General features: G+C 49.1%; 7 protein-coding genes. 2 read left to right on the top strand and 5 right to left on the bottom strand.

What is annotated here, in order from left to right; translation table 11 throughout:
* The 4 genes from Q0389_RS06445 to Q0389_RS06430 form a co-directional block, all read right to left on the bottom strand.
* A partial coding sequence (locus Q0389_RS06445) for an ABC-F family ATP-binding cassette domain-containing protein (protein WP_298692879.1) occupies positions 1-1758 on the bottom strand: 1758 nt, incomplete at its 3' end.
* A gap of 10 nt (positions 1759-1768) precedes the next feature.
* On the bottom strand, positions 1769-2845 hold the full coding sequence (locus Q0389_RS06440; protein ID WP_298692877.1) for a phosphoesterase: 1077 nt from the start codon (positions 2843-2845) through the stop codon (positions 1769-1771).
* 9 nt (positions 2846-2854) lie between these two features.
* Positions 2855-4999, bottom strand: a complete 2145-nt coding sequence (gene flhA / locus Q0389_RS06435; RefSeq protein WP_298692881.1) for a flagellar biosynthesis protein FlhA — start codon at positions 4997-4999, stop codon at positions 2855-2857.
* A 54-nt stretch (positions 5000-5053) separates the two neighbouring features.
* Positions 5054-5458 carry an Rrf2 family transcriptional regulator gene (locus tag Q0389_RS06430; protein ID WP_298692875.1) on the bottom strand — a complete coding sequence of 135 codons (405 nt, stop codon included), beginning with the start codon at positions 5456-5458 and terminating at the stop codon, positions 5054-5056.
* A gap of 154 nt (positions 5459-5612) precedes the next feature.
* On the opposite strand from Q0389_RS06430, the gene rpsO reads away from it, so the two are divergent.
* On the top strand, positions 5613-5888 hold the full coding sequence (gene rpsO / locus Q0389_RS06425; protein ID WP_298692873.1) for a 30S ribosomal protein S15: 276 nt from the start codon (positions 5613-5615) through the stop codon (positions 5886-5888).
* Between the two features lie 51 nt (positions 5889-5939).
* Positions 5940-6251 carry a hypothetical protein gene (locus Q0389_RS06420; RefSeq protein ID WP_298692871.1) on the top strand — a complete coding sequence of 104 codons (312 nt, stop codon included), beginning with the start codon at positions 5940-5942 and terminating at the stop codon, positions 6249-6251.
* Positions 6252-6258: 7 nt separating this feature from the next.
* Here Q0389_RS06420 and Q0389_RS06415 read toward each other — a convergent pair whose 3' ends face one another.
* Complete coding sequence (locus tag Q0389_RS06415) at positions 6259-6600, bottom strand: alpha/beta hydrolase (protein WP_298692870.1); 342 nt, start codon at positions 6598-6600, stop codon at positions 6259-6261.
* Positions 6601-7309: the final 709 nt, after the last annotated feature.

Genomic DNA, 7309 nt, shown 5'->3' with positions numbered 1-7309 from the left:
GAACAGCTCTTCGATCATCTTCTCATCCTCACCTACCTGTTTGGAGAGATCGAGGAGCTTGGACGTTTCTCCCTGATTGGAATACGTTGTCAAAAGCTCATGGGAGGTTTTGAGCTTCTCTTCGAGCTTCATAATCGTGTTTTCGCAGTGGTCGACCTCTTTTTTCAGCGGGCTGAGGAGTTTGGAACGTTCCTGAATCAATGCGGCTCGAAGCTGTTTGTTCTCTTTTTTATTGACGTTCGGAGTCACTTTTACAGGTTTCGGCGCATCGGTGATCTCTTCGTCCCATCCGATTTTTTCCAAGAACTCATCGTAACCGCCGTCGAAGAACTCTGCATTCCCTTCGCGGAAGATGACGAGCTGATCGGCAAGTTCGCGCAGGAGCATCTCGGAGTGGGTGACGATGACGACGGAGCCTTCGAACCGTTTCAGCGCGTCGCAGAGCGAATCGATCGACTGCATGTCGAGGTGGTTGGTCGGCTCATCGAGCAAGAGGAGGTTGGCGGGGGTGGCGATGATTTTCCCCAGCATGACGCGGCTGCGTTCTCCACCGCTGAGGATCGAGATCTTTTTATCGGCATCGTCTCCGCTGAACATCATCGTCCCGCAGATACCGCGGATACGGACGTTTTGCAAGGTATTGTCGGCGCTTTGGATCTCTTCGGTGATCGTGCGGTTTTTATCGAGGCGGTCGATGTTCGTCTGTCCGAAATGGGCGATGGCGGTGGAGGGGTGGGAGGTGATCTCTCCCGTAGGTGTCAAAACCCCCGCGAGGGTGTTGAGCAGCGTCGATTTTCCTTTGCCGTTTTTACCGATGATGGCGAGGCACTTTTTCGCCTCAAGAGCAAAGGAGATATTTTTAAACAACAGCTCATCAGGGGTATATCCGAACGAGAGCTCTTTGACCTGCATGATCACTTTGGCGGGGGTAGGTTTGTAGGAGAATGAAAAAGAGAGGTCACGTTCCCCCTCCAACGACTCCATTACCCCCATTTTGTCCAGCTCTTTTTGCTTGGACTGCGCGAGTGTCGCCGTAGAGGCGCGGGCTTTGTTGCGGGCGACGAAATCTTCCAGCTCGGCGCGTTTTTTGTCGTGGTTGATTTTCGTCTTGACGTAGAGTTCGTCTTCCTGCGACTGGTTGGCGTAATACTTGCGGGTGTCGCCTTTGATGATGCTCACACTTCGTCGGCGCAATCCCATCGTGTGGGTTGTCACCGAGTCCATAAAATCGCGATCATGGGTGATAAGGATCACTTCCCCTTCAAATGAACGGATAAAGCTTGCCAGCCAGCGCAGAGAGACGATATCGAGGTAGTTGGTCGGCTCATCGAGCAAGAGGAGATTCGGCTCGGTGACGAGGAGTTTGACGAGGTTGAGTCGGATTTGATACCCCCCCGAAAAACTCAGCGGGTCTTTCTCCAAATCCTCCTGCGTAAACCCCAGACCGAAAAGGATCTTCTCGACGCGGTAGACTTCGTGCTCCATATCCCCCTCTAGGACGGAGGCACACTCTTCGCGTACTGTTTTATGGGTAAAATGGAGATGCTGGCGGAGCGTGCCGATACGGTAGTTTTTCGGGATGATGATTTCGCCGCTGTCATAAGGCTCTTCATCGAGGATGATCTTGAAAAGGGTTGATTTTCCCGTCCCGTTGCGTCCGACGAATCCGACTTTGTTTCCGGAATTGAGTTTAAGTGAGAGGTTTTCGAACAGGACGCGCGTCCCGTAGCTTTTGGTGAGGTTGTTGATCTGAATCATAAAACGGTACTTATTCCTCTATTTTATGAGGAAGTTTTCCCGGCATTGCCTCTTTGTTGGCGAGCATATCTTCCATCTGTCGTTTGACTTTGTCGTATCTAAACTGCTCTTTAAAGCCGTTGATACGTCCGCCTGCTGCGTTCGGGTGGCCGCCGCCGCCGACCCATTCGCCCGCCATCTGTGCCACATCGACCTTATCGTGTCCGCGAAGGCTCATCGTTCCGCGTGTACCGACGTCGACGATGAAATCGAAATCGGGAAATTCGGTCAAAAAGCCGTTGCCGATGATGGAAGTATTCCCCAGCGCATAGCTTAAAAATCCGCGCCATCCTTTGTAATAGATGGTCATGGTCGAGCGTTTGGTTCCGAGCAGTGCCACGATATATTTGGTCGAGAGGTTATCGAGTGTGTTGTCGATACCGTCTTTGAAGAACTCTTTTTTCATTTTATGGAGCGCTTCGTCCAAAACGATATTGGCCTTGGGAAGATAGCGCATGGTTGCCGCTTGTTCGAGCATGGCGAGCTTGTAGGCACGGTCTTCGTCGGCGAACATAACGCGGCTGAGTTCTTTGGCGTCGGAGATGAGGCGCATACATACTTTGCCGTATTCGAAATCCTCTTCTTCATCCTGATGCCACAGATCGACGGCATTGACTACTTTGACGAACGCTTCGAGCCAGCCGCCGCCGCTCAATCCGTAATGCTCCATCGCGTATTCATAAACGATCTTCGTCGCACATCGCTCGGTGTCGAGAAAGTACCACGGATACTGTGCCGCGGTATCTTTTCCGCTGCCGTGATGATCGAGAAGGGTGATCGTAATATCCCATCCCCCCTCGTTCAAACGGGTGACCTCTTGATTGAGCCATTTTGCCTCTTCGGGATAGAGGTTGAGATCGGTGATGAGGATAGTGGCGGTTTGCTTCGCTTTTTTGATCCGTTCGATAATCTCTTCGAGGCGGTCCATTACTTCGGCACCGTAGTTGGCGTTATAACTGATCATGGTGTGTTGTGTCTGTGCCATTACGAGCTGGCAACTGTAGCCGTCGAGATCGATGTGGGAAAGATGGTAGATTGTTTTGGTCATAAATGTATCCTATTTGTTTTCTAAGGTAATGGAACCGAGCACTTCGAATTTGGCATTCGAATCGATTTCGGCGTGGGAGAGGGTGACGATGTCGAGGCTGAAACGCTCATAGATTTCGGCTAACGGGCGGCGGAGCTTCGGATCGACGATAATGATGATCGGCGAAACCCCTTTTTGGAGAAGTTCGGTCGCTTTGGCGCTGGTTGCCTGAATCAGTCCGTTGATCTCTCCGACGTTTAGGAGGAGCTGTTTGACGCCGTCGCGTTCCTGGGATTTTTCGAGCATTTTCTGCTCGCTCATGGTATCGAACGTGAGGAGGCGGATTATCCCGTCAGGACCCGTGTAGAGCTGGGTAATGATGCGGGAGAGTTTGGCACGGACGTGCTCGGTGATGATATCGACGCTCTTGGTGTATTCGGCGACATCGGCCATCGTCTCAAGGATGGTGATCATATCTTTCAGTGGGATGCGTTCATGCAAGAGAGCTTTGAAAACACGCTGAATAAGACCGATATTCGCCACTTTGAGAAGATCGTCCACCACGACGGGATAGTCATTTTTGATTTTCTCGATAAGAGCTTGTGTCTCTTGCCGTGTGAGGAGCTCTTCGGCGTATTTTTTGACCAGTTCGCTCATATGGGTCGAGATAACCGTTGCGGGATCGACAACCGTATATCCGTTGATAATAGCGTCTTCTTTGAGATCCGGAGCAATCCAGTAGGCATCGAGACCGAATGCAGGTTCTTTCGTCGGTTCCCCTTCGATTTCACTGATTGCCATACCGCTGTCCATCGCCAAAAAGCGATCCGGCTGAATGAGTCCGTCCCCGATATTGACCCCTTTGAGGAGAATTTCGTATTGGTTCGGTTTGAGATGGAGGTTATCGCGGATACGGACCTGCGGCATCAAAAAGCCGAAATCCGAAGCGATTTTGCGCCGCATCGAACGGATGCGCTCCAGCAGGTCTCCCCCTTGCGAACTGTCGGCCAGACGGATGAGCTGATATCCCAGAGTGAGTTCGAGCATTTCGATTTTGAGAATATCTTCGAGTGCCGCCTCTTCTTCTTTGGCAATCTCTTCGTTGGTTTTTCTGCGCGGTGCGGCAGGAGTTCCGTCTGCGGAGGCAGCAGCCGCTCCGGAAGCGGGAGAAGCCCCTTTTTTGGCAACAGAAGGTGCTGACGTGAGGACGAGTTCTCCTCTTTCGTATTTATAAAGAGCATACCCCAATGCGACGAAGATAATACCGACGAATCCCATTGAAAGGGTCGGAAGACCGGGGACCGCTGCGAACATGATCATGATGAAACCGACGATCAGCAAAATACGGGCGTTCCCCATCAGCTGATTGATACTGCCTTCGGCAAAATTGGCGTCGTCGTCGTTGCTTCCTCGGGTGATCATGATACCGGTAGCAGTCGAGATAATCAGTGCCGGAATTTGAGAGACGAGACCGTCCCCGATGGTGAGGATCGTATAGGTTTGTGCACTTGCACTGACGTCGAGATCGAATTGGAATACCCCGATCAAAAAACCTCCGATGATGTTGATCAGAGTAATGATGATCCCGGCGACGGCGTCTCCTTTGATAAATTTGCTCGAACCGTCCATCGCTCCGTAAAAGTTGGCATGTTGTAGGATTTCGGCACGGCGGGTTTTAGCTTCTTTTTCATCAATGAGACCACTGTTGAGGTCGGCGTCGATCGCCATCTGTTTTCCGGGCATCGCATCGAGGGTGAAGCGGGCTGCGACTTCGGCGACGCGCCCCGAACCTTTGGTGATAACCATAAAGTTAATGAGGACCAGGATGACGAAAACAATTACCCCGATGACATAGTTTCCGCCGACGACGAAATTTCCGAAACTGCTGATGATATCACTGACCGCATCAGGCCCTTCGTTACCGTGACTGAGAATCATACGTGTCGTCGCAATATTCAAAGAGAGGCGAAAGAGGGTGATAATCAGCAGTAATGTCGGAAAAGTTGTCAGATCGGTCGGCTTCGGGATATAAAGCGATATCAAAAGGATTAAAACGGACATCGAGATGACGACGGCGAGGAGCAAGTCGAGCAGACTGCTCGGAAGCGGGACGATAATAATCGCCAAAATCGCCATAACAAAAAAGACGACACTCAGGTCGCGTGATGCGAACAGAGCCGATAAGACCGTTTTGACGTCAGGGGTTTTATTCTTTGTTTTTGCCAAGAACTACTCTTCCAAAATGGCTTCGAGGGTCAGCGTTCCTAAAAAACCGTCGACTTTCCCTTGCAAACGGTTGAGAAACGGCCATAAACCGCAGCTCATCGCTTTGTTCGAGGGGCAGTCTTCCTGTGAGGGAGAACAGCTGAACACTGCGGGGCTTTTCCCCTCGGCCGCTTCCATCACCTCCAAAACGGTGATTTCCGAACTTTTTCGTGCCAGTTCAAACCCGCCGTTGACCCCTTTGTACGAGTTTAAAATCCCCTTGCGTGCCATGGCTTGAAGGATTTTGGCTAAAAAGCTTTTGGAAATATCGAGTTCACGCGAGAGGGTGTCGACATCCAGTGCGTGTTCGGCTTTTGCCAAAACGATGAGTGACAATAACGCGTATTCGCTGGCACGGGTCATCAGCATCGGCATTCCTTCAGTATATTGGAGAGATATTATAGCTAAAAATAATTAGAGAGAGTTTTACCGCAAAAAGGAAGTTTTTCCGCTATAATTCCGGCTCTGCTTGTACGGATTGTTCTGAAACAAGTAAATTTACTATACCAATCAGGAGGCTATTATGGCTTTAGATGCGGCGAAAAAAGCGCAAATCATTAAACAATACCAAAAATCAGAAGGTGACACCGGTTCGAGCGAAGTGCAAATCGCACTTCTTTCTACTCGTATCGCTGATTTGACAGAACACCTTAAAACATTCAAAAAAGACCATGCTTCACGTCTCGGTCTTTTGAAACTTGTCGGTCAACGCCGCCGTTTGATGCGTTATTTGAAACGTACAAACCGCGAAAGCTACAACAAATTGATCGCTGATCTCGGTATCCGCGACAATATCTAAGTTTTCCGACTACTCTCCCCGATTTTCGGGGAGCTCTTCGATCTGCCTGTTATGATCCCCACTTTTAAAACAAAACTCAAAAACATTTCTCAAAACCCTGCAACCCGCAAAGCGCTGCATTCGCTTAAACCCGAAAAATCTATTTGGGGCATTTTAGGGGTTTTGGTATTTATCATTCTTCCGGAAGTTATCGGATTTGTATGGGGCAGCGAGTTGACGGAGTATGCCAAAAACTCTTTAGCGACGGCACCGTTTTGGATGGATCGGATCTATTTTAAATCCCTGATATGGCTTTTCGAAGATGGGGGAAGCTGGATAAACCTCTCCCTCGGCGTCGGATTGTTGGTATGGCTTTTCTTTTAAAAACGGGTTAAATATCGTGGTGGTAATGTTCTAATACCCGTTTGTACTCTTCATATACCTGTTTCGGAGTCAGGGAACCTTTATACATACGCAATATTTGTCGGGTAAATTCGATAGGATACTCGATGGACAATCCTGCATTTTTGGCATAAATACGTGCCAGTGTCTCATACATCCCTTCGTAAATTTCCGGTTCTTCTTGTTTTAAGCGTTGAAGATTCTCTTCGGCCTGAATGAGTTTTGCATCGTTGAATTCGCCCCGCGCATCGATCGTTTTGCGGACTTCGACATATTCTTTGAGACTCTTTCGATTAAGAATATAGTCGGTGAACAGTTCGATAAGAGACATGGCTTTCCTTTTAACTATTTTAAAAAATTATACGTTTGAATCATAGCAATAGTGCAGCATTTAAAGCTATAGCTTTGTTTACGTTACATACCGACACGGATGGCTACAAACGTCTTATAATGAATCTTAGCAAGTTATTATACATCTATTTTAATTTAAAAAGTTAGAAAAAAGGATAAAGGGCAATAGCCGATAATGGTATTGCATCTGGAATTGAAGAGTCTCTTAGAGCCCGAAAATCTTTTTGGCCCGCTCTAAATCTTCTACCGTATCGATACCGAATCCGGCACTGGCGACTTTGACCATCGAGATTTTTTTACCGTGGTAAAGGGCGCGGAGCTGTTCGAGTTTTTCAATATCTTCGAGCGGGGCTTCACCCAGCGTGCAGAAATCGTGGAGCGATTTTTTCGTAAATCCGTAAATCCCGATGTGTCCGAAATAGTTCGCCTCACCGCTGCGGTTAAACGGGATAGGGCTGCGAGAGAAGTAGATGGCGTTGTGATCGACGTCGGTGATAACTTTTACGAGGTTTGGATCTTGCGCCGATTCGGTGTTAATCGCGTTGTAGCAGCTTCCCATGATGAACGGGGCATTTTGGGCTTTGAGAGTGTTGAGACGTTCGATCAGAAGTTCGAGCACTTCCGTTTCGATGAACGGTTCAAGATCGGAAGAGCGTCGTGTAGGGAAAGAGTGTAGATCTCGGTGGTCG

The organism is uncultured Sulfuricurvum sp., assembly GCF_937936435.1.
Classification (GTDB): domain Bacteria; phylum Campylobacterota; class Campylobacteria; order Campylobacterales; family Sulfurimonadaceae; genus Sulfuricurvum.
Note: the sequence above shows the minus strand (reverse complement) of the source record. Positions and strands in the feature narration are given on the sequence as shown.